Source organism: Collinsella aerofaciens, assembly GCF_015561195.1.
GTDB classification, from domain to species: Bacteria; Actinomycetota; Coriobacteriia; order Coriobacteriales; family Coriobacteriaceae; genus Collinsella; species Collinsella aerofaciens_AC.
Genome location: NZ_JADMSU010000006.1, coordinates 102,522 through 122,922, shown reverse-complemented (window position 1 = coordinate 122,922; position 20,401 = coordinate 102,522). Strand labels below are relative to the sequence as shown.

At 62.1% G+C, this 20,401-nt stretch carries 19 protein-coding genes and 1 tRNA gene; all 20 read left to right on the top strand.

Going from position 1 to position 20,401, the window contains the following annotated elements; all coding sequences use genetic code 11:
• The 20 genes from nusA (at nucleotide 1) to rnc (ending at nucleotide 20,393) form a co-directional block, all read left to right on the top strand.
• Nucleotides 1-1,248, top strand: coding sequence for a transcription termination factor NusA (nusA, locus tag I2H81_RS07215; protein ID WP_006234042.1), 1,248 nt, complete (start codon nucleotides 1-3; stop codon nucleotides 1,246-1,248).
• Nucleotides 1,249-1,339: 91 nt separating this feature from the next.
• Nucleotides 1,340-4,054, top strand: a complete 2,715-nt coding sequence (gene infB, locus I2H81_RS07210; RefSeq protein WP_089571695.1) for a translation initiation factor IF-2 — start codon at nucleotides 1,340-1,342, stop codon at nucleotides 4,052-4,054.
• Between the two features lie 11 nt (nucleotides 4,055-4,065).
• Complete coding sequence (rbfA, locus tag I2H81_RS07205) at nucleotides 4,066-4,476, top strand: 30S ribosome-binding factor RbfA (RefSeq protein WP_117629486.1); 411 nt, start codon at nucleotides 4,066-4,068, stop codon at nucleotides 4,474-4,476.
• On the top strand, nucleotides 4,469-5,512 hold the full coding sequence (locus I2H81_RS07200; RefSeq protein ID WP_195645059.1) for a DHH family phosphoesterase: 1,044 nt from the start codon (nucleotides 4,469-4,471) through the stop codon (nucleotides 5,510-5,512). Before rbfA ends, I2H81_RS07200 begins: the two co-directional genes overlap by 8 nt.
• Nucleotides 5,513-5,527: 15 nt before the next feature.
• On the top strand, nucleotides 5,528-6,460 hold the full coding sequence (truB, locus tag I2H81_RS07195) for a tRNA pseudouridine(55) synthase TruB (protein ID WP_195645058.1): 933 nt from the start codon (nucleotides 5,528-5,530) through the stop codon (nucleotides 6,458-6,460).
• Complete coding sequence (ribF, locus tag I2H81_RS07190) at nucleotides 6,457-7,464, top strand: riboflavin biosynthesis protein RibF (RefSeq protein WP_229108114.1); 1,008 nt, start codon at nucleotides 6,457-6,459, stop codon at nucleotides 7,462-7,464. The genes truB and ribF overlap by 4 nt, the downstream gene beginning before the upstream one ends.
• Nucleotides 7,457-9,556 carry a DNA primase gene (gene dnaG, locus I2H81_RS07185; protein ID WP_195645057.1) on the top strand — a complete coding sequence of 700 codons (2,100 nt, stop codon included), beginning with the start codon at nucleotides 7,457-7,459 and terminating at the stop codon, nucleotides 9,554-9,556. Before ribF ends, dnaG begins: the two co-directional genes overlap by 8 nt.
• Nucleotides 9,557-9,666: 110 nt before the next feature.
• Nucleotides 9,667-11,016 (top strand): RNA polymerase sigma factor RpoD, encoded by a 1,350-nt coding sequence (rpoD, locus tag I2H81_RS07180; RefSeq protein WP_055286388.1) that lies wholly within the window; start codon nucleotides 9,667-9,669, stop codon nucleotides 11,014-11,016.
• A 164-nt stretch (nucleotides 11,017-11,180) separates the two neighbouring features.
• A tRNA-Asn gene (locus tag I2H81_RS07175) sits at nucleotides 11,181-11,255 on the top strand.
• Between the two features lie 161 nt (nucleotides 11,256-11,416).
• On the top strand, nucleotides 11,417-11,806 hold the full coding sequence (locus I2H81_RS07170; protein WP_195645056.1) for an Asp23/Gls24 family envelope stress response protein: 390 nt from the start codon (nucleotides 11,417-11,419) through the stop codon (nucleotides 11,804-11,806).
• A 27-nt stretch (nucleotides 11,807-11,833) separates the two neighbouring features.
• Complete coding sequence (locus I2H81_RS07165; RefSeq protein WP_195645055.1) at nucleotides 11,834-13,495, top strand: DAK2 domain-containing protein; 1,662 nt, start codon at nucleotides 11,834-11,836, stop codon at nucleotides 13,493-13,495.
• Between the two features lie 10 nt (nucleotides 13,496-13,505).
• On the top strand, nucleotides 13,506-15,683 hold the full coding sequence (recG, locus tag I2H81_RS07160) for an ATP-dependent DNA helicase RecG (RefSeq protein ID WP_195645054.1): 2,178 nt from the start codon (nucleotides 13,506-13,508) through the stop codon (nucleotides 15,681-15,683).
• Nucleotides 15,680-16,336: a 16S rRNA (guanine(966)-N(2))-methyltransferase RsmD gene (gene rsmD, locus I2H81_RS07155; RefSeq protein WP_195645053.1), complete on the top strand. Its 657-nt coding sequence runs from the start codon at nucleotides 15,680-15,682 to the stop codon at nucleotides 16,334-16,336. The genes recG and rsmD overlap by 4 nt, the downstream gene beginning before the upstream one ends.
• Entirely contained in the window at nucleotides 16,329-16,826 is a 498-nt protein-coding gene (coaD, locus tag I2H81_RS07150; protein ID WP_195645052.1) for a pantetheine-phosphate adenylyltransferase, read from the top strand. The genes rsmD and coaD overlap by 8 nt, the downstream gene beginning before the upstream one ends.
• A gap of 68 nt (nucleotides 16,827-16,894) precedes the next feature.
• Nucleotides 16,895-17,392 (top strand): ATP synthase subunit B family protein, encoded by a 498-nt coding sequence (locus tag I2H81_RS07145; RefSeq protein WP_040358176.1) that lies wholly within the window; start codon nucleotides 16,895-16,897, stop codon nucleotides 17,390-17,392.
• A complete protein-coding gene (locus tag I2H81_RS07140) occupies nucleotides 17,392-17,946 on the top strand; it encodes a YceD family protein (RefSeq protein ID WP_195645051.1) in 555 nt (184 codons plus the stop codon). Before I2H81_RS07145 ends, I2H81_RS07140 begins: the two co-directional genes overlap by 1 nt.
• 64 nt (nucleotides 17,947-18,010) lie before the next feature.
• Nucleotides 18,011-18,190 (top strand): 50S ribosomal protein L32, encoded by a 180-nt coding sequence (gene rpmF, locus I2H81_RS07135; protein WP_022094017.1) that lies wholly within the window; start codon nucleotides 18,011-18,013, stop codon nucleotides 18,188-18,190.
• A gap of 87 nt (nucleotides 18,191-18,277) precedes the next feature.
• Nucleotides 18,278-19,297, top strand: a complete 1,020-nt coding sequence (plsX, locus tag I2H81_RS07130) for a phosphate acyltransferase PlsX (RefSeq protein ID WP_195645050.1) — start codon at nucleotides 18,278-18,280, stop codon at nucleotides 19,295-19,297.
• 124 nt (nucleotides 19,298-19,421) lie between these two features.
• Nucleotides 19,422-19,664: an acyl carrier protein gene (locus I2H81_RS07125; RefSeq protein ID WP_055309519.1), complete on the top strand. Its 243-nt coding sequence runs from the start codon at nucleotides 19,422-19,424 to the stop codon at nucleotides 19,662-19,664.
• 3 nt (nucleotides 19,665-19,667) lie between these two features.
• A complete protein-coding gene (gene rnc, locus I2H81_RS07120; protein WP_195645049.1) occupies nucleotides 19,668-20,393 on the top strand; it encodes a ribonuclease III in 726 nt (241 codons plus the stop codon).
• Nucleotides 20,394-20,401 lie beyond the last annotated feature (8 nt).

Below are 20,401 nucleotides of genomic sequence, written 5' to 3'. Positions count from 1 at the left end.
ATGGCAGCATCCGACATGATGTCAGCCCTGATGGAGCTTTGCCAGGAGAAGCACATCGACCAGCTCTACCTGATCGACCGCCTGGAGCAGTCGCTCGCCAAGAGTTATGCCGAGATTCTGCATCTTGAGTGGGGCGCTAAGGTGACCATCGACCGCACCACCGGCAAGATCTACGTCTACCGCTTGGAGCCGATCGACGATTCCATGGACGAGGAGGGCAACTTCACCGAGTTCGAGGAGATCGACGTCACCCCCAAGAACACGAGCCGCATCGCCGCCCAGCACGCCAAGGCCGAGATCAACGCCATCGTGCGCAACTCCGCCCGCGAGCAGATCTACGAGGAGTTCTCCGGCCGCATCGGTGACCTCATCAGCGGCACCGTGCTGCAGTCCACGCCCGACTTCACGATCGTCAAGATTCGTGAGGGCGTCGAGGCCGAGCTGCCGCACTTCGATCAGCGCCGTTACGAGAACGAGCGCAACGAGCGCCCGATGGGTGAGCGCTACCTGCACAACCAGCATATCAAGGCTGTAATCATCGACGTTCGCGACCCCAACTCCAACCTGCAGCCGGTTCGTGGCGAGCACAGCCGTCCGCCGATTGTCATCTCCCGTACCCACCCCGAGCTCATGCGTCGTCTGTTTGAGCAGGAGGTGCCCGAGATCTATGAGGGCACCGTCCAGATCAAGTCGATCGCCCGCGAGCCCGGCCAGCGTTCCAAGGTTGCCGTCCACTCGCTCGACGACCGCCTGGATCCCGTGGGCGCCTGCGTCGGCCCCAAGGGCAGCCGTGTTCGCGCTGTCGTGGGCGAGCTCCGTGGCGAGCGCGTCGACGTCATCCTGTGGGATGCCGATCCTGCCGTCTACGTCGCCAACGCCCTGTCGCCCGCTAAGGTCACCCGCGTCCTCATTGACGAGGAGAAGGCCTACGCCGGCGTCATCGTCCCCGACGACCAGCTGTCCCTCGCCATCGGCAAGGAGGGCCAGAACGCCCGCCTCGCCGCGCGCCTGACCGGCTGGCACATCGACATCAAGTCCGAGACGCTTGCCGCCGACATCCTCAAGAACGTTCCCGTTCACGAGGAGCCCGCCGCCGACCTGATCGGTGATGAGGAGGACGAGGACGTCCGCCGCTGCGAGTACGTGTCCGAGGACGGCATCCAGTGCCGCAACCAGGCCCGTCCCGGCTCCCGTTTCTGCGGTGTCCACGACACCGACGCCTTCGATGATGCGGAGGACCTGATCTAGCGCGCGGTCGCGCCGGGTGGGTCCCGGCGCGTCTCCCACGCTCGTTCAGTCTCTAGGCACCCAAGGTGCCAGAAAGGGTAGGTGAAGTCATATGGCAAAAGTCCGTGTGTCCACCCTGGCCAAAGAGTTCGGCATGACCTCCAAGGAACTGATGGGTCATCTCGCCGATATGAAGATTCCCGCTAAGTCCGCTTCCTCCACCTTGGAGGACGCCTATGTCGCCATGGTCCGCAAGCAGCTCGCCTCGGTGATCGAGGCCCGCGCTCAGGAAGTCGAGGCCGCCAAGCAGGCCGAGGAGCAGGCAGCTGCCGCCGAGGAAGCCGCTCGCGCCGCCGAGGCCGAGCGCGAGCGCATCGCCGCCGAGAAGGCACGCGAGGAGGAGCGCCGCCAGTTTGCCGCAGCCCAGGCTGCCGAGGAGGCTGCCCGCGCCGAGGCCGAGGCCAAGAAGAAGGCCGAGCAGGAGCGCCTTGCTCGCGAGAAGGAGGAGGCTGCCCGCGAGGCCCAGCGCCGCGCCGTTCCCGCTTCCGATTCCGGTTCGCGCTTCCGTTCGCTGCTCGACCAGATTGCCGCACAGGAGACCGTGCTCAAGGAGAAGAAGGACGCCGAGGACAAGGCCAAGGCCGAGCGCGCCGCCGAGCGCGGTAACCGTCGTGGCGGCAACAACGACCGCCGCGGTGGCCGTCGTAACGATCGCAATGCCTCCGACAACAACTCCGAGCGTAACGCCTCCGAGAGCCGTCCGCACAGCCATCGCACCAACGCCAGCAACAACGTCGCTGCCGGCATGGACTTCCCCAACCCCGATAAGCAGGGCAAGGGCAAGAAGCGCAAGGGCGGTCACAACAACGAAGAGGACCACTATAGCCGCATGGCTCGCGAGGCCGAGGAGTATAGCCGCGAGAAGGTGCTCGAGGAGGCTCGTGCTGCCGTCGAGGAGGCCTCTCGCGAGTCCACCGGTCGCCGCAAGAAGCGCAAGGAGAAGCGCGAGCGCGAGGCTGCCAAGGCTCAGGAGGAGCGCAAGATAGAGGAGGCGCTGGCCCAGGGCGTGAACCCCGAGGAGCTCGATGCCATCAAGGTCTCCCAGGGCGTTACCGTCCAGGAGCTTGCCGAGGCGCTCGACGTTCCGGCCAACGACATCATCAAGCGCCTGTTCCTGCTGGGTACGCCGCTCACCATGACGCAGTCCATGTCCGACGACCTCGTCGAGCTCGTTGCCGACGACCTGGGCCGTCAGATCAAGATCATCACCCCCGAGGAGGAGAACACCTTCTCGTTCTACGACGATCCCGCCGACCTTAAACCGCGCGCCCCGGTCGTCACCGTCATGGGCCACGTCGACCACGGCAAGACGTCGCTGCTCGACGCCATCCGTCACACCGGTGTCGCTGCCGGCGAGGCGGGCGGCATCACCCAGGCAATCGGCGCTTCGCAGGTTATGATCAACGACCGCAAGATCACCTTCATCGATACCCCGGGCCATGCCACCTTTACGGCCATGCGTGCCCGTGGTGCCAAGGTGACCGACATCGTCATTCTGATCGTGGCTGCCGACGACGGCGTCATGCCCCAGACCGTCGAGTCGATCAACCACGCCAAGGCCGCCGGCGTACCCATCGTCGTCGCCGTCAACAAGATCGATAAGCCGGGTGCCAACCCCGACCGCGTGCGCCAGGAGCTCACCGAGTACGGTGTCATCCCCGAGGAGTGGGGCGGACAGAACATGTTCGTCAACATCTCGGCGAAGCAGAAGATCGGTATCGACGATCTGCTCGAGACCGTGCTGCTCCAGGCAGATGTGCTCGAGCTCAAGGCCAACCCGGACACCTTTGCCTCCGGCAACGTCCTCGAGGCCAAGCTCGACAAGGGCCGCGGCTCGGTCGCTACCGTGCTCGTGACCCGCGGTACCCTGCACGTGGGCGATACGCTGGTCGCCGGCCTCACCTACGGCCGCGTCCGCGCCATGCTCGACCCCAAGGGCCGCGCCGTCACCGAGGCCGGTCCCTCTGACGCCGTCGAGATCCTGGGCCTGCAGTCCGTGCCCAACGCCGGTGACGAGTTCCGCGTGTTCGAGGACGAGCGCGAGGCTCGCGCGCTTGCTGACGAACGTTCGCTCAAGGCCCGTATCGAGGAGCAGAGCCGCGTCAAGCACGTCACGCTCGAGAACCTCTTCGAGACCATTGCCGACGCCGAGGTCAAGGAGCTTAACCTGATCATCAAGGCCGACGTCCAGGGTTCCATCGAGGCCCTTCAGGACTCGCTCGACAAGATGGATCAGTCCGAGGTTCGCATCAACACGATCCACTCCGCCGTTGGTGCCATCAACGAGACCGACGTCGTCCTGGCCGACGCCTCCAACGCCATCATCATCGGCTTTGGCGTCCGCCCCGACGGTAAGGCCCGTTCCGCCGCCGAGCGCGAGGGCGTCGAGATCCGTTGCTACGACGTTATCTACAAGTGCCTCGAGGAACTTGACGCTGCCCGTATCGGCATGCTCAAGCCCACCGAGGTCGAGGTCTCCACGGGTACCGCGACCGTCCTGGACACCTTCAAGGTGCCCAAAGTCGGTATCGCCGCCGGTGTCCGCGTCGAAGAGGGCGAGATCGCCGCGACCGATTCCGTGCGTCTGGTGCGCGACGGCATCGTGGTCTTCAACGGCAAGATCGCATCGATGCGTCACTATAAGGACGAGGCCAAGAGCCTCAAGAGCGGTTCCGAGGGCGGCATTGGCCTGGAGAACTTCCAGGACATCAAGCCCGGCGACCAGATCGAGGGTTACCGCATCGACCAGGTTGCCCGTACCGAGTAGGGGGTAGCGCTATGAAGCAAACGCAGGCAACCCGCCGTCTGGGCGAGCAGCTTCGCGAGAAGCTTGGTTATATCCTGCTCTTTGAGGTTTCCGATCCGCGTCTCGACCTGGTTACTTTGACCGCGGTTGAGGTCGCGGTGGACCGTTCGTTCGCGCGTGTGTTCGTGTCGTGCGATGCGAGCCGCTACGACGAGGTCATGGAGGCGCTCGCAAGCGCTAAGGGCCGTATTCGCAGCCTGTTGGCTCGCTCGCTCGATTGGCGTGTTACGCCCGAGCTCGATTTTCGCATCGATCGCTCGACCGATGAGGCCGAGCGCATCACGCGTGCGCTGGAAAACGTTCCCGCCACGCTTGCGATCGAAAAGGACGAGGACGGCTATCCGATAGCGGATGCCGCCCAGGAGGCAGCTTTAGATGACTAATTCCGCCGACCTCGCCTCGTGCGAGTCTGCAGATATTCAACGACGCATCCTCGAGCTTATCGAGGGTGCGTCCTCCATTGCGATTTCGGGACACACTTCTCCCGATGGCGACGCCCTGGGCTCCGTGCTGGGTTTGGGCCTCTCGCTTATGAAGTTTTTCCCTAATAAGGACATTGCCCTGCTGCTGGCAGATGATGACCCGGTTCCGCGCATCTACCGCTTTATGGAAGGCTCCGATCGCCTGGTAGCGGCATCTGCGTATACCGGCAATCCGGACCTGTTCATCTCGGTGGACGTACCGGTCGTCGAGCGTCTCAATAATTCCGCCGAGGTGCTTCGTCGCTCCAAGCATGTGGTGTGCTTCGATCACCATCCGGCGCGCGAGGAGTTTGCCGAGCTCAGCCTGAGGCGCGTCGAAGCTGCAGCCTGCGCCATGATCATCGACCGCTTCTTGGACAATTGCGGCATTGTCGCACGTGATGGCGTTGCGACCTGCCTGCTGTGTGGCTTGGTTACCGATACCGGCCGTTTTCAGTACCAAAATGCCGATGCCGCCGCGTTCCATGCAGCCTCGCGTCTGGTTGCCCACGGTGCCGATCCGGCGCGTGTGGCACTCGAGGTCTACCAGAGCATGCGCGTTGAGTTTTTGCACCTCAAGTCTATCGTTATGGGCCGCATCAAGACGGTGGCCCACGGGCGCGTTGCGTATAGTTACGCGTACCAGAGTGACCTTGAGGCTTGCGGTGTCACCTCGGATGAGTGCGACGGCCTGGTTGACGTGGTGCGCTCGGTGATGGGCGTGGAGGTCTGCCTGTTCCTGAAGGGCATTGAGGGCGATACCAAGGTGCGCGGCAACCTGCGCTCCAAGGGCGACCTCAACGTGTCCGAGATCGCTGCTGCATTTGGCGGAGGCGGACATCCCGCTGCCGCCGGTTTCTCCAACAACGGAACGATTCTCGAGACGCTTACCGTGGCACTTCCCATGCTGGCCGAGCTGGTGGGGGAGGATCCCGCTTCGGTGACCGTCGAGCTTTAACTTTTTGGATGGTACATGGCTCGTCGTACACCTTCTCAACTGAATATGCTGCTCGCCGTCGATAAGCCGGTGGGCTGCACGTCCCACGATGTGGTTTCGAAATGCCGGCGCGCCCTCCATGAGCGGCGCGTCGGCCATGCCGGCACGCTCGACCCCATGGCATCGGGTGTCATGGTGGTGGGTGTGGGCCAGGCCACCCGTCTGCTGGGCATGCTAACCCTCGATACCAAAAGCTATGTCGCCGACATTTCGTTTGGCGCCGAGACAAATACCGATGATGCGGAGGGCGAGGCGGTCCGCACGGTGGCTGTTGCCAACGAGCTCCGCGATCCTTCCTATGCACGTGAGCGCTTGGCCGCTATGCTGGGTCCGCAGATGCAGGTGCCGCCGGCGTTTTCGGCTATCTCGGTCAATGGCGTTCGCGCCTACAAGTCTGCTCGCGAGGGCAATGCGGTGGACCTACCTCCGCGCCCCGTCGAGGTCTATGCCGCCGACCTGATCGCCGTGGGAGGCGAAGGTGATACGTGTGTGTGGACCGTGGCGTTCTCAGTGAGCAAGGGTACCTATATCCGTGCGCTCGCTCGCGACTTGGGCCGCGCCTGCGAGAGCGCCGCGCATATTTCCGCGCTGCGCCGCACGGCCTCCGGTGTTGTTTCCATTGGCGCCTGCCATGCGGTCGAGGAGCTTTCTCCCGAGTCCGCGGCTGGCTTTGCCCTGGATCCCATTGCGGCCCTGGGCGCCACGCGTGTTGACTTGCCGGGCAATCTTGCCGACGACCTGCTCTGCGGCCGACGCATTCCCGTTGAGCGTGCGCTTGCCGATTTCGATACCGCGAAGGCGCCTTTTGCGTTGGTGCTCGATGGGGGACTCAAGGCGCTCGCCCGCATTGAGAGTGGCCGCTTTGTCATGGAGCACGTGTTTCCGCAGGCAATCGGCGGTGTTCGATGATGTTGTCCGCTCGCGAGCTCGCGCGTATCTTTTTCGAGGGCGAGTCGGACGAGGCCCGCATCGTTACTGCCGATGCGTTTGATGAGTGCGAGCACTTGTGTGCCGCATCGATTGCCATCGGCGTGTTCGACGGCGTTCACCGTGGACACCAGGAGCTCATTGCGGCGCTTGTTAGCGATGCGCGCGCCCATGACTGCAAGGCGGTCGTGGTCACTTTCGATCCCGATCCGGACGTTGTGGTGAGTCCTTCGCCCGCTCATAAATTGATGACGACGGCCGACCGTCTACATGCCTTGGCTCAGACCGGGGTCGATGCAGTGGTGGCCGTTCCCTTTACGCCTGAGGTTGCGGCACTCGACCATGTCGGTTTTCTCACACTGTTGTCACGCGTGGTCGACATTCGTTCGATTCGCGTTGGCAGCGATTTTAGGCTGGGTCGTGGCGGTGCTTCTGGTGTTGCCGAGATGCGCGTCTGGGGTTCCGAGCACGGCGTTGACGTGTATGGTCACGATCTGCTTTGCGAGGGCGGTGAGGCCATTTGCGCCACCCGCATCCGTCATGAGCTGGGACAGGGCCATGTGGAGCTGGCTGCTGAGTTGCTCGGCCGCCCGTATATGCTGCGCGGCGGTGTTATTCGCGGCCGTCACGAGGGCTCTGGCATGGGCTTTCCCACGGCAAACCTGCAGGTTCCCGATGGCATTCAGGTGCCTGCCGATGGCGTGTATGAGGGCCTGGTGCTCGTCGATGACACCGTATGGCCTGCTGCCGTTAACGTCGGCCTGCCGCCGACGTATGCCGACGATGCCGCTTCATCGCATCTCGAGGCTAACTTAATTGGTTATACGGGCGACCTGTACGGCGCTTCCGTTTCGCTGGCGTTTACGCGCTGGCTGCGTCCCTCGCGTGTGTTCGAATCGCTGGATGAGTTGATCTCGACCGTCGAGGGTAATATCGAGGATATTCGTCACAACTTGGGCGAGCAGGGGGTGAGTATCCGTGATTAGCGATGAGGAAAAAGACCAGGTACGCGCTGCGTCCGACTTAGTTGCTATCGTGCAGGAAACGGTTGAGCTCAAGCCCCGCGGCCATGAGTTTTGGGGTTGCTGCCCCTTCCATGGCGAAAAGACGCCTTCTTTCCACATTATCCCCGCTACGCAGGTCTGGCACTGCTTTGGCTGCGGCGAAGGCGGCGACGTCTTCACCTATATCATGAAGCGCGAAAACCTGAGCTTTCCCGAGTCAATCCGCTATTTGGCCGATCGTGCGGGTATTGAGCTGCATGACACCGGAGATCGTCGCGAGCGCGGTACCAAGCGTGCCCGCATCTACGATCTGTGTGCCGAGACCGCCCAGTTCTACCACACCATGCTTATGCGCGGTAAGGACGGCCGTCCACGCGAGTACTTTGCCAGCCGTGGTATGGGTGGCGACGTCTGCCGCCGCTACTGCCTGGGCTTTGCACCGGGCCGCAACGCGCTGGTGTCGCACCTGTCCCAGGCGGGTTTTACCCCGCAGGAGATGATCGACGCCAACGTTGCCGTGAGCCGCGGGCGCGGGCAGCTTGCCGACCGCTTCTACGACCGCGTGATGTTTCCCATCTTTGACGAGCAGGGTCACAACATTGCCTTTGGCGGGCGCATCATGGGTGACGGCCAACCCAAGTACCTCAACACCGCCGAGACGAGCGTGTTCCATAAAAAGCGAAACCTCTATGGCTTTAACTGGGCCAAGGAGTTTATCGTCGCGCAGGATACGGCCATCGTGGTGGAGGGCTATACCGATTGTATCGCCTGCTGGGAGGCGGGGATCAAAAACGTTGTCGCCACGCTGGGCACCGCGCTCACGGAGCATCACGTCAAGACGCTCACCCGCTTTGCCAAGCGTATCGTGTATATGTTCGATGGCGATGCCGCGGGCCAGAAGGCCGCCCGTCGCGCGATTCAATTTATCGAGCAGGATTCGATGGACCTGCGCTGCGTGGTGCTGCCCGACGGCAACGACCCCATGGAGTTCATCACAGCGCATGGTGGACAGGAGCTTCAGGCGCGCATCGACGCTGCCGAGCCGCTCATGGACTTTGTCTACCGTTCGCTGCAGGAGTCGAGTGACATCACCACGCCGGGCGGTCGTGCCAAGGCGCTGGAAGATGCGCTGACGCTTATCTATCCGCTGCGCGATAGCTATATGATCGACACATACTTTATCCAGATTGCCGATCTGCTGGGTTTGGATCTGGAGACGGTTCGCGCGAGTTCGGGTCGCGTGTTTCGCGATGTCGCCAAGCGCGAAGATGCGGAACGACGTCGTGAGCAGAACTATGAACGCCAGCGGGCGCAAGCCGAGCGCTCTGTTAGCGCGGGCGGTCGGACGTCTGGTTCGCTGGGGGCATCTCGCGGTGCTTGGGCATCGGGCGCGACGCCGCCGGTGTCCGCGCCGGTCGAAGAAGAGCCGTATGACTACGTCCCGCTCGATGCCTACGGTGCCGCGCCCGTGGAGGTCGTCGACGACCTGCCGCCGATCGATGTGCCTGATGGTATAGGCTCTGCGCCCGCCGATGGCCCGGCAGACGCCTCGGCCCCTATGGTCCTGACCGATTTGGAACGCAAGTCCTTGGCAGGGGAGCGCGAGCTGTTGACGATGCTTACGAGCTACCCCGACCTGTTCCGCACGTATGCCGACCGCATCTGCTCTATCGAGTGGGTTGACCCTCGTCACGAGTCCATCGCATGGGCCGTTCTGGCAACGCCGCCGGGAACCGATCCTGCGGCCTGCATGGATGCGGCGCGCTCGGTGTGTCCCGAGGCGGCAACGCTTGTGAGTGCCGGGCGCATCTCGGCGACGAGCAAGCATCCCACCGAGACGAACATCGTGTTTATGCTCGATACGCTCGAGCTCTACACCATCAAGCGCCGCATGCGTGCCGCACAGGCCAAGCTGCGCCAGGACCGTTCGCTCGATGATGAGGCCCGTCGCGCGCTGACCGTGCAGGCCGCGCAGGATTCGCAGCGTCAACGCGAACTGCAAAAGTCGATCGGCGGCGTGGCGGACCCGTTCCGTTTGATTGGTCTGGAGGCCGCAGGCACCGAACAGGCCTAGATGTTGTGGTCAACCAGCGTATTCTCGCCTATATCCAGTCCTCTTTTTGGGTATAGACGTCTATGTGTGTGCTAAAGTATTGAGTCCTGTGGACTATGAAGGGAGAATCTGTGCCAAAAAAGACTGAGAGCACGGGTACTGGGCTGGAATCCTACGTTGCAAAGCTCATGGGCAACGGCTCAAACAGGACTTCGGTAACCGAGGACGAGATTCAGGTCGCCCTGAAGGATATCGATGTTTCTGACGAGCAGCTCACCGCGGTGTATTCCGCGCTGCGCAACAGCGGCATCCAGATTATCTCCGCGAGCGGTAACGACGACGCCCCCATGGACGTCGACGATGACGATAACGATACCGATACCGACGATTTCGATGACGACGACGAGCACGATTCCGGCTCGCTCGACGATCATGAGCTCAAGATGGCCCGTCAGGCCGACGCCGAGATGGGTTCTTCCAAGAGCAAGAAGAAGCGCACCGTGCGCACGTCCCGTTCACGCTCGCGCGTGCGTGGCATCGATGCCTCCACGGTGATGCTGACCGGCGATCCGGTTCGTATGTACCTCAAGGAGATCGGCAAGGTCGACCTGCTGACCGCCTCCGAAGAGGTCGATCTGGCTATGAAGATCGAGGCCGGTCTTGAGGCCACCGAGAAGCTCGAGGCTGCCGATGCCGGTGAGCTCGAGCTCACGCGTGCCGAGATGCGTCGTCTTACGCGCATTGAGAACGTCGGCCTCGAAGCCAAGCAGGCACTCATCAGCGCAAACCTGCGTCTGGTTGTCTCCATTGCCAAGCGCTATGTCGGCCGCGGCATGCTGTTCCTTGACCTGATCCAGGAGGGCAACCTCGGTCTGATTCGCGCCGTCGAGAAGTTCGACTACCAGAAGGGTTTCAAGTTCTCCACGTACGCCACGTGGTGGATCCGTCAGGCCATTACGCGCGCCATTGCCGACCAGGCCCGTACCATCCGTATTCCCGTACACATGGTCGAGACCATCAACAAGCTCGTCCGCGTGCAGCGCCAGCTCCTTCAGGACCTGGGCCGCGACCCGACCCCCGAGGAGATCGGTGCCGAGATGGACATGAGCGCCGATCGCGTCCGCGAGATCCAGAAGATCTCGCAGGAGCCCGTGTCGCTCGAGACCCCCATCGGCGAGGAAGAGGATTCCCAGCTGGGCGACTTCATCGAGGACTCCCAGGCAATCGTTCCTCCCGATGCCGCCAGCTTCTCCATGCTGCAGGAGCAGCTCACTCAGGTGCTCGACTCGCTTGCCGATCGTGAGCGCAAGGTTATCGAGCTGCGCTTTGGCCTTGTCGACGGGCATCCCCGTACGCTCGAGGAAGTCGGCCGCGAGTTTGGCGTCACGCGCGAGCGTATCCGCCAGATCGAGTCCAAGACCCTGGCCAAGCTCCGCCACCCGAGCCGCAGCAGCAAGCTGAAGGACTACATCGAGTCATAACCTCGCAAGCAAGAAGCGCCCTCAAGCACATCCGCTTGGGGGCGCTTTCATGTGGTCATTGGGGACGTCTCCAATGACTAGGTCGGAAAAATTCTTAAAAAAGTTCTTGCCCTGAGCTGATTCGTCCGTATAATAAACTTCGTTGCTTGAGAGCACGCACCTATTCCTCGGTAGCTCAATGGTAGAGCACGCGGCTGTTAACCGCGCTGTTGTAGGTTCGAGTCCTACCCGGGGAGCCAGGTTGTAAAACCCGTCGCTTATGCGGCGGGTTTTTTCATGCCGCGACCACTTGACTCGAACGTTGCCATATCAACATTTCGTGTCGAGGATGTAATCCCGCGACCCACCACCTCAACATGGCGCGGTCGTTGTAGAATATTGCAATGATTGCTCCCACGACATGGTGTCGCGAGCACCAGATAAGGAGATTCTTGTGTCTGAGACCATTAACGGCAGCCTGAGCGTCTCGAACGACGTTATTGCCGATATTGCCGGTTATGCCGCGATGACATGCTATGGCGTCGTCGGTATGGCTGAGCAGCTCCAAGGCGCCGAGAGCGTGCGCCTGCTTGCCGGTCAGCGCCTCCGCAAGGGCGTGCTTGTCTCCGCCGACGAGAACGGCCTTACGGTCGATCTTCACGTCGTGCTCGAGAACGGCGTCAACATGAAGTCCGTCTGCCACAATCTTTCGAGCTCCGTTGCCTTCACCCTGCAGGAGATCGCCCAGATCGATCCCGCCAGCCTTAAGATCGGCATTCACATCGACGCGCTCAAGAGCCGTCTGAACTAGCATCCGAAAACGGAGATTCAAATACCCATGATTGCAAAGACCATTCGCACCTGTTTTCCGATCGCTGCGGCTGCTGTTTCCGACAAGGCCGAGGAGATCAACAAGCTCAATGTCTTCCCCGTACCCGACGGCGACACCGGTACCAACATGTCGCTCACGCTCGCCTCGGTGACCAAGGAGCTTTCCGCCCTTCCCGCCGATGCCGATATGGAGGCCATCGCCGGCGCCATCACCCACGGCTCCCTGATGGGTGCCCGCGGCAACTCCGGCGTCATCACCTCTCAGATCCTGCGCGGCGTGGCCGAGGGTCTCGTCTCTGCTGATGAGCCCATCACGTCCGCCAACATCGCCTATGCGTTCCGCCGCGCCGTCAAGGTCGCCTTCCAGGCCGTCCGTAAGCCCATCGAGGGCACGATTCTCACGGTGCTGCGCGATGTCTCGACCAAGGCCGACGAGTGCGAAAAGAAGAAGTTCTCGGCCGAGGACGCGCTCGATGCCATCGTCGTCGAGGCCTACCAGTCCGTCGCTCGCACGCCCGACCTGCTGCCCGTTCTGAAGGAGAACGGCGTGGTCGACTCCGGCGCCTTTGGCTTTGCCATCTTCCTCGAGAACTTCGTAGCTGCCGCTCTTGGCCGCAGCACCGTTGTCGAGGATTTCTCCGCTACGTTTGACTCCGCCGGCTCTGCCCGTGATGCCGCTCTTGGCCGCGTTGAGATCGAGGCCAACGACGACTGGGAGGGCTCGGAATTCCGTTACTGCAATGAGTTCCTGTTTAAGGCCGACGCCCCGTTTGACGAGGACGAGTGCCTTAAGTTCCTGGGTTCCATGGGCGACTGTGAGCTGCTCGTGGGCGCATATCCCGACTACAAGATCCACGTGCACTCCAACACCCCGAACCTGGTGCTCGAGCACATGCTGCAGCTTGGCCAGATCTACGAGGTCTTTATCCACAACATGGAGATGGAGGCCCACGACCGTACCGCCAAGATCCACGAGGACCAGGAGAAGGCCGCCGAGCCCGCGAAGACCCTGGGCTTTGTCGCCGTTGCCGCCGGTTCCGGCGAGGCAGACATCCTCAAGTCCCTCGGCGTTGACGTGATCGTGTCCGGTGGCCAGACCATGAATCCCTCGACTGCAGACCTGCTGGGCGCCGTCGACCAGGTCAACGCGACCTCGGTCATCATTCTGCCCAACAACGGCAACATCCGCATGGCCGCCGAGGCCGCTGCCTCTGCCTGCACCGACAAGAAGGTCGCCGTCGTTCCCACCAAGACCGTTCCGCAGGCCTTCTCCGCGCTGTTCGCGGTCCTGCCCGATTCCGAGCTCGCTGATGCCGTCGCCGCTATGGTCGACGCCATCAGCGAGGTCCGCGATGGCGAGGTCACCCGCGCCGTGCGCGACTCCAGTGCCTCCGACGGTTCGCCAATTCACTCCGGTGACGTCATGGGCATCATTGCCGGCTCCATCGACGTGGTCGGCTCCGACGTGAAGCAGGTCACGCTCGATTGCATCAACCGTATGCAGGAGGAAGAGGAGGGCGACGCGCTGACGATTCTGGCCGGCGAGGAACTGTCCGATGAGGCCTTCCAGGAGATCGTCGACGCTATCGAGGAGGCTCAGCCCGATCTGGAGATTGACGCCCATCGTGGCGAGCAGCCGCTCTATCCCGTTATCTTCTCGATCGAGTAGGCAACTGCCCATGTCCGAGCTGTGCTCCGTGCCGCGCGTCTCGGAGCGCTTTGCCCAGAGCAATGCGCTCGACGAGGATATCGCGCGACTCAAATATGTTTCGGGTAAACGTGAGGAGGCCCTTCGCCGTCTGGGTATTCGGACGGTGGGGGACCTCCTTCTCCATATCCCTCATCGATACCTCGACTTTACGCGCTCCTGGTCCATCGAGATGGCGCCCATTGGTACCGTGTGCACCATCATCGCCACGGTCGACCGTATCGTTCAAAAGAAGCCGCGTCCGCGCATGCAGGTGACCGAGGTCTCACTCGTTGATGAGACGGGCGTGCTGCAGGTCGCCTTTTTCCGTCAGCCTTGGATTGCCCAGCAGCTTAAGCAGGGCGACCGCCTGGCCGTGATGGGCAAGGTTGAGTTTGCCTACGGTTTTAAGCAGATGGCCTCGCCGCACTTTGAAAAGCTCGATGAGGGGCGTGCTGCGGGCACCATTTTGCCGGTCCATTATGTGAGTGACGGCGTGAGCCAGGCATGGATGCGCCGCATCGTAAGTGGCGCGCTCGAGGTCGTCGGCAATCCCTTCGACCCGATTCCCGCACGCTTGCGCGTTAAACGTCGCCTGATGAGCAATGCCCGTGCGCTTCGATCGATCCACTTTCCTTCGAGCATGGCTGAGCGCGATATCGCGCGCGCACGGCTTGCCTACGAGGAGTGCCTCTACCTGCAGCTGGCGCTGCGCCTGCGCAACGACGGCGGCTTGGTCGATGTGGTGCCCTATGCCCACGCCGCGGGCGAGCACCTGGCCGCGCTTAAGCAGGCCCTGCCGTTTTCGCTGAGCGACGAGCAGGAGGCCGCGTTCCAAGATATCCTGCGCGATATGTGCGATGGCGGGCGCGTGATGAACCGCCTGCTGCTGGGCGATGTCGGTACCGGCAAGACCGCTGTTGCCGCCTGCGCGCTGGCTGTGGCTGCCGATAGCGGCACGCAGGCCTGCGTTATGGCGCCCACGGGCGTGCTGGCGCGTCAATATGCCGATAAGACCGGCCCCTTGCTTTCGCAGGCTGGCATGACCTGGGCGCTCCTGACGGGCGCCACGCCGGCGGCCGAGCGCGAGCGGATCCATGCGCAGCTGGAATCGGGCGAGCTCGATGTCCTCTTTGGCACCCACGCGGTGCTTTCGGATAACGTTGCGTTCAAGCACCTGTCGCTCGTGGTCATCGATGAGCAGCACCGGTTTGGCGTCGGCCAACGCAACGCCCTGCGTGCGAAGGGCCCTGGTGCCGATCTGCTCGTTATGACGGCAACGCCCATCCCACGTACGCTGGCACTTTCGGTCTACGGCGATCTGGACACGAGCATCATCCGCCATCGGCCCGTCCCTGGCGCTGGCGTGACGACACGCGTGCTTACCGAGTCGAGCCGCGACCTTGCCTATGGCGCCATCCGCGAGGCGCATGAAAAGGGTCAGCAGGCCTACGTGATTTGCCCGCTCGTGGAGCCGAGCGACTCGGCCGATGAGCTGGAGGACGTGCCCGGTATCGCCCGCGACGGCGAGGGCCGCGTGACGGTCCCCGTGCCGCTGCACGATACGGCGACCGAGCTCGATCGCCTGCGTCTGGCGTTGCCGGGTCTTGCCATCGAGCGCCTTCACGGCCGCATGCCAGCGGGGGAGAAGGACCAGGTTATCGATGCCTTCAAGCGCGGCGAGATTGACGTGCTCGTCTCGACTACGGTGGTCGAGGTGGGCGTCGACGTGCCCAACGCCACCGTCATGGTCATCGAGAACGGTGAGCGCTTTGGCTTGGCGGCCCTGCACCAGCTGCGCGGCCGCGTGGGCCGCGGCAGCGTGTCGGGCACCTGCCTGGTCATGACGCACTCCAAGGGCAACGGCGGCGCTTCGGCGGCGCAAGACCGTCTCCAGTCGCTCGAAAAGACCTCGGACGGCTTTACGCTCGCCCAGATGGACCTGCGTCTGCGCCACGAGGGCGAAATTCTGGGGTACCGCCAGCATGGCGGTGTGACCCTGCGCTTTGTCGACCTGGATGCCGACGAGGAGCTGATCGAGTGGGCCCATTTGGACGCGGTCGAGCTCTTGCGGTATGCTTGCACCCTTGACTCCGTGGCGACGCGCCCCCTGCGCGATGCGGTCGCCATGCGATATCGACACATTTTTAAGGAGGTCAGCGGAGGATGAGAATCATCGGCGGCGAATGGCGCGGTCGTAAGATCGAGGAGCCTCGTGGTCGCGATGTCACCCGCCCCACGACCGATCGCGTGCGCGAGGCATGCGCATCTATGGTCATGTCGGCATTTGACTTCGATCTGGACGAGGTCCGCGTGCTGGACGCCTTTGGCGGCTCCGGTGCCTTAGGGTTAGAGATGCTCTCACGTGGTGCCCGCTCACTCACGACGTTCGAGATCGATCGGAATGCCGCGCGGCTCATTACCAAGAATATCGAGTCGCTCTGCCGTGACCGTGCGCGTTGGCGCGTGGTAACGGGCGACATGCTGGCGAGCGCCTCGCGCGGTCGTGTGCCGGGCGGCCCCTTTGATCTGGTCCTGCTCGACCCGCCCTATGCTTTTGGTGCCGAGCCGGTCGAGGAACTGCTGCAGAACCTGGCTCAGCAGGGTCTGCTTGCACCTGGCGCTTATGCCCTGTTTGAGCATGCCGCCGCCGATGCGGGCGCGCATCCGGCAGGCTTTGAGATCGTGCGCGAGAAGCGCTACGGCATTACCTCGGTCGACCTGCTTCGTTGGGTCGGCGATGACGATGGTGAGGGCGATAACGCCGGCACCGATGCTGACAACAACGATGCCACGACGTTTCAGGAGGACGCCCATGAATGACACCATCAACCGCGTGATCGTCCCGGGCACCTTCGATCCCATCACGTTTGGCCATATCGACGTCATCCGCCGCGCCCGTCGCATCTTTCCCAGCGTGATCGTCGCTGTTGCCGAGTCGCAGGGTAAAAACGGTGTGGGTACCACGTTTATGCTCGATGAGCGCGTGGCACTGGCCCGCGAGGCGCTCGGTGATATCGACGGCGTCGCGGTCCTGCCCTTTACCGGCCTCTTGGTCGACTTCGCTCGTGAGCAGGGGGCGGGGGCCGTGGTCAAGGGCCTGCGCGCCATGACCGACTTTGAGTACGAGCTGCAGCAGGCAGATCTCAACTATCGCTTGGATAACGAGCTGGAGTCCATCTTTGTCATGAGTGCGCCGCAGTACGGCTATATCTCGAGCTCGGTCGTTCGCCAGATCGCCTCACTCGGCAGCGATGTATCGACGTTTGTCCCGCCCAACGTGGTCGAAGCGCTCAGACATCGCTTTTCGTGACGTTTTTTATTGCCTGGTGGCATGTGGTAAACTAGCACGATGATATGTTACCTATGAAAGGAGACCGGATGCCGGGCGAGAATTTTCCTGGCGATAGGATCGTCAGCTTGGTCGATGAGCTCGAAGGGCTGATCGAGGAAGCCAAGCCGCCTTTCGGCAAGAACGCTCAGTTCAAGGTCATCGACGCCGACGTGTTCTTCAACATCCTCGACGAGATCCGCATGAGCTATCCCGAGGAGTGGCAGAAGTCCCGCCGTATCCTTAAGGAGCGCGAGGAGCTTATGGCTTCCGCCGCCGCTCAGGCCGATTCCATCATCGCCGACGCTCAGCAGCAGGCCCTCACCATTGCCGGTGAGCAGGAGATCGTCCGCTTGGCACAGCAGCAGGCCGATGACATCCGCGATCGTGCCCAGCAGTACGAGCGCGAGACGCGTTATGCTGCCGAGGACTACGCAGAGCAGGTCTTTACGCACCTGGAGGAGAACCTCAAGAGCCTGACCGGCACCGTTACCCGTTGCCGTCAGCAGCTCAACGAGGGTGCCGCCCAACAGAATGGTCAGTGGTAATGGCTGAGTTCCCGAGCGTTGCCGTCGATCTTTCCGAGCAGCTCGAGTTTCCTGGTGATTCGTATCCGCTGACCGGCAAGGTCGATGTCGCCACCTACACGGTGGGCGAGAAGGAGTACCAGCTGCAGGACGGCATCGACTACGACGTTGTCTTTACCAATGCCGGTACCGGTGTCTTGCTTACCGGCATGGTCCGCGCGCACGCCACCGGCGAGTGCGATCGTTGCCTGGAGCCCGCCTCGTTTGATATCGCCGGCGAGATCGAGGAGTTCTACCTCTTCGAGGAGCCCGAGGATCCCGAGGCTTACGAGGACGGCTACGAGCTCCTGGGTGAGGACCGCATCGTGGATCTGGGTGAGCCCATCAACGACGCGGTCGTTATGGACACGCCGTTTGTGGTGCTCTGCAAGCCCGATTGCCGCGGTCTGTGTCCCACTTGCGGTTGCAATCTCAATGTCGAGCAATGCGATTGCGCCGCCCAGGCAGAGGCAGAATGGGCCGCTGCCACGGAAAATCCATTTGCAGCATTGAAGAATCTCAAGCTCGATGAGTAAAACTGTGGTAGTATCGCTACTTGCGCGTAATCGCCACACTGGATAGTTCATAAGGAAGGTCACTATGCCCGTACCTAAACAAAAGCAGGGTCGTATCCGCACTCACACCCGTCGTTCCGCCAACATGAAGATTTCGGCTGCGGCTCAGTCCACGTGCCCCCGTTGCGGCGCTGTCAAGCTTCCGCACCACGTGTGCCCCAGCTGCGGTTTCTACAAGGACCGCGAGGTTATCGTTACCGAGTAACGGTATACTCTGGATGCGATGCCGTTCCAAATGGAACCACAATGGCCGGCTCAATGAGTCGGCCATTTTTGTATAAGGAGCATGTATATGAGTAACGTTCGCGTTTGTGTAGACGTTGTGGGCGGAGACGAGAAACCTCAGGTTGTTCTCGATGGTATCGAGGCTGCGCTTGCAGTCGATCCCGATATCGAGGTCTTGGCAGCTGGCCCCGCTGAAATCGTCAATCCATTTGCTGCTTCCCATGCACGTGTTGAGGCTCTTGAGGCACCCGACGTTATCGCCATGGATGACGATCCCATTCGCGCCGTGATGACCAAGCGTAAATCGTCGATCGTGCTTGCCTGCCGCGCCATCAAAAAGGGCAACGCGGACGCGTTCTTCTCCGCCGGCTCGACCGGTGCCATGACCGCTGCCGCCACCGCCTATGTGACGCCGTTTAGATATATGGCCGAAGGCAAGAAGCAGCCGGTGCGTCCCTGTCTGACCAATGCGCTGCCCAATCGCGCCGGCGGTCTGACGGTGCTGTGCGATATGGGCGCCAACCCCGATGTCGAGGTCGATGACATGGTGCGTTTTGCCCAGATGGGTAGCGCCTATGCCCGCGTCGTCTTGGGCATCGAGCGTCCCCGCGTGGGCCTGCTTGCCAATGGCACCGAGGACGAGAAGGGTTCCAACTTTACCAAGGCCTGCTTCCCGGCCATGAAAGCCGCCGTTCCCGGCTTTGTGGGCAACTGCGAAGGCACCGACCTCACCTCGGGCAATTTCGATGTCGTCGTTGCCGATGGCATGTCGGGCAATATTGCGCTCAAGGCCACCGAGGGCGCTGCCAAGTTTTTGCTGCAGGAGCTCAAGGGTGCCTTTATGGCCTCGCTCGGCACCAAGATCGCCGCGCTGCTCATCAAAAAGCAGATGCGCGAGATTAAGGCCAAGCTGTCTGGTGATGCCAAGGGCGGCGCGATTCTTTTGGGCCTGCGTGGCGTGGTCCTGATCGGTCACGGTGCCACTTCGGTCGAGGCCGTCAAAAACGGTACGCTCGCGGCGGCTGAAGCCGTGCGCGCCGGGCTGGTCGAGAACGTCGCCAACTCCATGGACGGTATCGTTTTATAAGAGCGAGTTAGAGCGCTGTTATGTGCCTCGCGGCGCACGTCGTGGGGTAGAATCAAAACCGTGTCTTGGTGCCGCCCGCGCGGTGCCAATCTTTTGGTATTCATGCACTATGAGAGGAAGCGCTATGGACCGCTCCGAAATCTTCGACAAGATCGCCGAGGTCGCTGCTGACGTTCTGGGCGTCGATGTTGCCGAAATTAGCGATGAGACCACCTTTGACGACCTCGATGCCAACTCGCTCGAGCGCCTGCAACTGGTTACGGCTATCGAGGACGAGTTCAATCTCGAGATCGATGATGAGACCCTGCTCTCGCTCAACTCTGTCGCCGACGCCGTCGACGCGATCGAAAACGCCAGGGAGGCTTAGGTCTTGGCTTTATCCGAACGACTTACGCGCGCCCAGGAGATTCTGGGCCACGAGTTCAATGACAAGGTGCTGCTGCGCGCGGCTCTTACGCATCCTTCGGCCGTCGAAGGCCAGCCAGTCTCGGCAAGCTACGAGCGCCTTGAGTTCTTGGGCGATTCCATTTTGGGCGCTGTGGTCGCCCGTTCGCTCTTTGAGTCCTATCCGGAGTTTGACGAGGGCAAGCTCACGCGCCTGAAGGTGTCGCTTGTCTCGGGCGCTACGCTGTCCGAGGTGTCTCATGAGCTGGGCATCGACGACATCATTATCTTTGGTGCCTCCGAGACCGGTACCGGTGCGCGCGGCCTGCACTCGGCGCTCGAGAACGTCTACGAGTCGCTCGTGGGCGCGCTGTACCTGGATGCTGGCTGGGATGCCGCGGCGGAGTTCATTCACCGTACGCTTAAGCCGCATTTGGCTTCCGAGCGTGCCGAGCATCCTGCGAACCCCAAGTCGTTTTTGCAGGAGTGCGTGCAAGCCGACGGTCATGAGCCCCCTGCGTATAAGCTCGTTGGCTCCGAGGGCCCGGCGCATGCGCCCACCTTTACCGCTGTGGTGCTCATCGACGGCATTCGCCAGGGCCGCGGCACCGGTTCCTCCAAGAAGGAGGCCGAGGGAGCCGCTGCGCTCGAGGCGCTCGACCGCATGGGCTACACCACCAACGGCGTGATTCTCAACAAGAAGCCTGTTTAAGCGAGGAA

Excerpts from the sequence above, each read along its gene's own strand:
- nusA (WP_006234042.1), top strand. The coding sequence starts at position 1 with ATGGCAGCATCCGACATGATGTCAGCCCTGATGGAGCTTTGCCAGGAG.
- infB (WP_089571695.1), top strand. The coding sequence starts at position 1,340 with ATGGCAAAAGTCCGTGTGTCCACCCTGGCCAAAGAGTTCGGCATGACC.
- rbfA (WP_117629486.1), top strand. The coding sequence starts at position 4,066 with ATGAAGCAAACGCAGGCAACCCGCCGTCTGGGCGAGCAGCTTCGCGAG.
- I2H81_RS07200 (WP_195645059.1), top strand. The coding sequence starts at position 4,469 with ATGACTAATTCCGCCGACCTCGCCTCGTGCGAGTCTGCAGATATTCAA.
- truB (WP_195645058.1), top strand. The coding sequence starts at position 5,528 with ATGGCTCGTCGTACACCTTCTCAACTGAATATGCTGCTCGCCGTCGAT.
- ribF (WP_229108114.1), top strand. The coding sequence starts at position 6,457 with ATGATGTTGTCCGCTCGCGAGCTCGCGCGTATCTTTTTCGAGGGCGAG.
- I2H81_RS07170 (WP_195645056.1), top strand. The coding sequence starts at position 11,417 with ATGGTGTCGCGAGCACCAGATAAGGAGATTCTTGTGTCTGAGACCATT.
- I2H81_RS07165 (WP_195645055.1), top strand. The coding sequence starts at position 11,834 with ATGATTGCAAAGACCATTCGCACCTGTTTTCCGATCGCTGCGGCTGCT.
- recG (WP_195645054.1), top strand. The coding sequence starts at position 13,506 with ATGTCCGAGCTGTGCTCCGTGCCGCGCGTCTCGGAGCGCTTTGCCCAG.
- rsmD (WP_195645053.1), top strand. The coding sequence starts at position 15,680 with ATGAGAATCATCGGCGGCGAATGGCGCGGTCGTAAGATCGAGGAGCCT.
- coaD (WP_195645052.1), top strand. The coding sequence starts at position 16,329 with ATGAATGACACCATCAACCGCGTGATCGTCCCGGGCACCTTCGATCCC.
- I2H81_RS07145 (WP_040358176.1), top strand. The coding sequence starts at position 16,895 with ATGCCGGGCGAGAATTTTCCTGGCGATAGGATCGTCAGCTTGGTCGAT.
- I2H81_RS07140 (WP_195645051.1), top strand. The coding sequence starts at position 17,392 with ATGGCTGAGTTCCCGAGCGTTGCCGTCGATCTTTCCGAGCAGCTCGAG.
- rpmF (WP_022094017.1), top strand. The coding sequence starts at position 18,011 with ATGCCCGTACCTAAACAAAAGCAGGGTCGTATCCGCACTCACACCCGT.
- plsX (WP_195645050.1), top strand. The coding sequence starts at position 18,278 with ATGAGTAACGTTCGCGTTTGTGTAGACGTTGTGGGCGGAGACGAGAAA.
- I2H81_RS07125 (WP_055309519.1), top strand. The coding sequence starts at position 19,422 with ATGGACCGCTCCGAAATCTTCGACAAGATCGCCGAGGTCGCTGCTGAC.